This window comes from Schleiferilactobacillus harbinensis DSM 16991 (assembly GCF_000425885.1).
Classification (GTDB): Bacteria; Bacillota; Bacilli; order Lactobacillales; family Lactobacillaceae; genus Schleiferilactobacillus; species Schleiferilactobacillus harbinensis.
On record NZ_AUEH01000083.1, the window covers coordinates 1 to 3785 of the forward strand.

The 3785-nt window shown below is 49.2% G+C and carries 3 protein-coding genes; all 3 read right to left on the bottom strand.

Going from position 1 to position 3785, the window contains the following annotated elements; genetic code table 11:
- Positions 1-244: 244 nt before the first annotated feature.
- Entirely contained in the window at positions 245-1075 is an 831-nt protein-coding gene (locus tag H627_RS0115085) for a phosphoenolpyruvate hydrolase family protein (RefSeq protein WP_027829589.1), read from the bottom strand.
- Positions 1075-2313 (bottom strand): Tm-1-like ATP-binding domain-containing protein, encoded by a 1239-nt coding sequence (locus H627_RS0115090; protein ID WP_027829590.1) that lies wholly within the window; start codon positions 2311-2313, stop codon positions 1075-1077. The genes H627_RS0115085 and H627_RS0115090 overlap by 1 nt, the downstream gene beginning before the upstream one ends.
- Before the next feature lie 65 nt (positions 2314-2378).
- Positions 2379-3599 carry a phosphoenolpyruvate hydrolase family protein gene (locus tag H627_RS0115095; RefSeq protein ID WP_027829591.1) on the bottom strand — a complete coding sequence of 407 codons (1221 nt, stop codon included), beginning with the start codon at positions 3597-3599 and terminating at the stop codon, positions 2379-2381.
- Between the last annotated feature and the right edge of the window lie 186 nt (positions 3600-3785).

A 3785-nucleotide genomic window follows, 5' to 3' on the forward strand; every position in this document is an offset into this window, starting at 1 on the left:
GCCACGAATAAATAATTCGAGTACAGCAGTGGCGCAATCCTTATGTTAGAGGGTTGCGCCACTTTTTCATATACGCCCGTTTAACGACCTCTTACTTATGTCTTGGCGGGGCTGATGGTTGGTTGCGAATAGTCTGCCGGAGTGGGACAGACGGAAAATACGAGACTGTTGGCGGGGGGGCCAACGATTTGCTTGACTTGACGATCTTGGGGGAGGGCCAAGGGATGGGAGATATCCAGAAAAATTACTTCGTAATGTGCTTGAAGGCTTCCGTCTGAGCCTTAATACTAGTCTCCGCGGCGAGCCGTTCAATGCTGGAGGCCCCGAAGAATCCGTCAATGCCGTTTACCCGCTGGATGACGTACTGGGCATCCTTGGGTTCAGCGATTGGTCCGCCGTGACAGATTACCATCACATCAGGGTTCACAGCCCGCCCGGCATCAAGAATATCTTGGACCTTCTTGACGCAGTCATCCAGCGTCAAGGCCGTTTTCGCCCCAATGGCGCCCTTGGTAGTCAGTCCCATGTGGGCGACCAGGATATCGGCACCGGCCTTAGCCATGGCGGTGGCTTGTTCTGGATCAAAGACGTAAGGTGTAGTCAGCATATCCAAGTCGTGGGCTTTACGAATCATGTCGACTTCCAAGTCATAACCCATGCCGGTCTCTTCCAGATTTTTACGGAAGGTACCATCAATCAAGCCAACGGTCGGGAAGTTCTGGACACCATTAAAGCCTTGATTCTTCAATCCTTTGAGGTATACGTCCATGATCCGGAAGGGGTCAGTCCCGTTGACACCGGCCAGGACTGGGGTATGCTTGACGACCGGGATAACTTCGCGACCCATTTCTTCCACAATCGCATTGGCATCGCCATAAGCCAGCAGACCAGCGAGGGAGCCGCGGCCAGCCATCCGATATCGGCCCGAATTGTAGATAACGAAAACATCGGCGCCGCCGGCTTCGCTGCTTTTTGCTGTAATCCCGGTACCGGCACCGACGCCGATCAGGAATTCTCCATGGCTTCTTTTTTCCTTGAAATCAGCAATGATTTGTTTTCGAGTACGCTTATCCATTATGCAGTAACTTCTTTCTTTGTTTTATCTTGTTTGGCCTTGATCAGGGCCAATAATTCATCGTCAGCCACCTGCGTAAACTCTGGATCATTAATGTTCATATCCAGTTCAATAACCTTAACGCAGTCGTTAGCCAGCGTGTCCTTAAACGCCTTGAACAAGGCTGCGTCTTCTTCCGGTCCAAAGAATGGCTGACCCGCCGCATCAATCTTCGAAACCCCTTTCAATGGGATCATCACGGTCACCGGCGCCGTGGCTTTGTTCACTTTACGAGCAATTTCCTGCCCGAGCTGAACATTTTCGGCCACAGTGGTCCGCATCAAAGTCGTTGTCGGATTATGTTTAAAGAAATTTCGATCCTTAAATTGCGCCGGCACTGAATCATACGGACCAAAGTTGACCATGTCCAGTGCCCCAAACGAAATTACCTGAGGAATCTGCGCGGCGATGCCAGCTTCTAAGCGATGCGGCCCAGCAGAAAGGATACCACCCACCAAGTTGTCGGCCATCTCGGTTGTTGTCAAATCTAAGATACCGGTAAAGTAACCACCCTTGATCAAATGCTCCATAGTCCGCCCACCAGTACCAGTAGCGTGGAAGACCAGTGTTTCATAACCTTTTTGATCCAACAGTTCCCGGGCATGATCAACGGCGGGGGTAGTCACGCCGAACATGGTTGCGCCGACCAAAGGCCGAACATCGACATCTTGGACAAAGTGAGCATTCACCATACCGGAAATGGCAGCGGCTGCGTTGTCATAAATCACTTTGGATAATTTGTTCAAACCGGAAACATCGACAATTGATGGCATCATCATGATGTCGCTGGTCCCAACATAAAAACTAGTATCACCGGAAGCCACGGTGGACACCATAATCTTAGGCACTCCGATTGGCAACTCACGCATTCCTGGAGTAACCAGAGATGTGCCGCCAGAACCGCCAAAGGAAAGGATCCCATCGAAGCGATGCGCCTGATACAATTTTGGCAGTATCTTGGCAAATCCCTGACTCAAAGTGGCGGTGGCCTCACCCCGATCCGCATCACGGATGGACTGGATAGAAACACCCATTGCATCCGCCAAGACGGACGAATCAACATCGGGTACAAAGAACGGCTGATACACACCGGTGTGAATGGTGAAAACTTGATTACCTAACGATTCCAGAATTTGTTTGACATATGCAAACTCTCGACCTTTAGTATCGAACGTGCCGGCTAGTGCGACTGTTCCCACGATTGCTTACCTCCTTCTGAAGCTTACAAATTCAGTCTACGAGGTAAGCCCTTACTTGAAAAGGTTTACATGTTCGTATCAGTAGTGTCTATGTTAGAAGATTGAATTTGATATTTTTTAGGGGAAATGCCGAAATATACCCGGAAGACTTTATTGAACTGGGCATAATCCGAATAACCGACCAGTTGGGCGATTTCCTTCAGTGGCAAAGATGTCGATTTAATGAGCTCTACTGCCTTATTGAGTCGAAACCGAATGAGGTAAGTCGTGAAGGATACTCCGGCTTTCTTTTTAAATAGGGTACTCAGGTATGAAGCAGACATATGCAGCATATCAGCTAATTCTCCGATATAAACCGGCGCAGCATAATTTTCATCAATATAGTGCTTGATAAAGTCAGTAGGGGTGTAATAGTTTTGCGCGCCCTCCAGAATTTGAACAGTGAGGGTATCACTGGCCGTTGTTTCTGCCGATTTGAAAGCACGCATTTGTTCGCTGATCGTTTGCTCCGGGATTAATCGTTCAAAGGTCGACCCGCCAATATAACCTTGAATTGCTGGAACACGATTGTACAAATAGCGCACTTCGGTGAGATCGTTGATAATACCGCCGTAAATCATCAGGAAGCTGTGACTGTCGGCCGCTTTCAGAGCCTGGCAGATTTCATTGACCCGTTTGATCATACTGGTAAAACTGCGCACTCGCCTAGCACCTAGCAAACCGCCTTCTGTGAGACCGAGGTGAATACAAATAATATCTGTTGGAATTTGAGCAGCGAGGATGGTTTCATCAGGCGTTGTGACAAATGCCGCCGTACACAGCTTACGTTCATGGGCCGCTTTGATTAAAACCATTTCCTGCGCAAAGGTTGCACCTTCCTCAGTCAAAGCCTCTCGAAATTGGCCGTCAATCAAGGTAACAGTTGGGTAGTTCACCACACCGACAATGGGCAGCTGCTGGAGCAGCGTCAGCAACTGCTCGGGTGATTGCGTCGGGTCGGTGGCGTTGAGGCCGACAAAAGTCGGGAAGCCATTAACGATTGGCAGAATTTCTTGGCGGGCAATGGTCATGATCTGCTGATTGCTGTTGGTGAAGGCAAGGTAACCACCGAGGGAACTGCGGCCCATCTGACGAAATTTACCGGAATTCAGGACCATCACAAAATCAGCGCCAGAATTTTTTGCGTGTAAGGCGTTCATCCCCGTGGCGGTACTCACGCCAAGCAGATGATTTCCTTGGCGGATCTGTTGATGCAGGGCGTTCAAAAATTTGCTTTGAATCGTCAAGTTGGTGTCTTCCTTTCACTGCTCCTGTTCGTATTATCCCACAGAAGAAATGGGAAATGGGAACTAGAAACCAGCAGTCACCTGAGAATTGTGTAAGCGGTCGTTAAACGGGTATATGGTTCGCGCCGTAGCCTCCTTGTATGCTTGAGTCATCAAGTACACAAGGAGGCTTTTTATGGTTCAAAT

Coding starts and splice junctions, on each gene's coding strand:
- H627_RS0115085 (WP_027829589.1), bottom strand. CDS start 1,075: ATGGATAAGCGTACTCGAAAACAAATCATTGCTGATTTCAAGGAAAAA.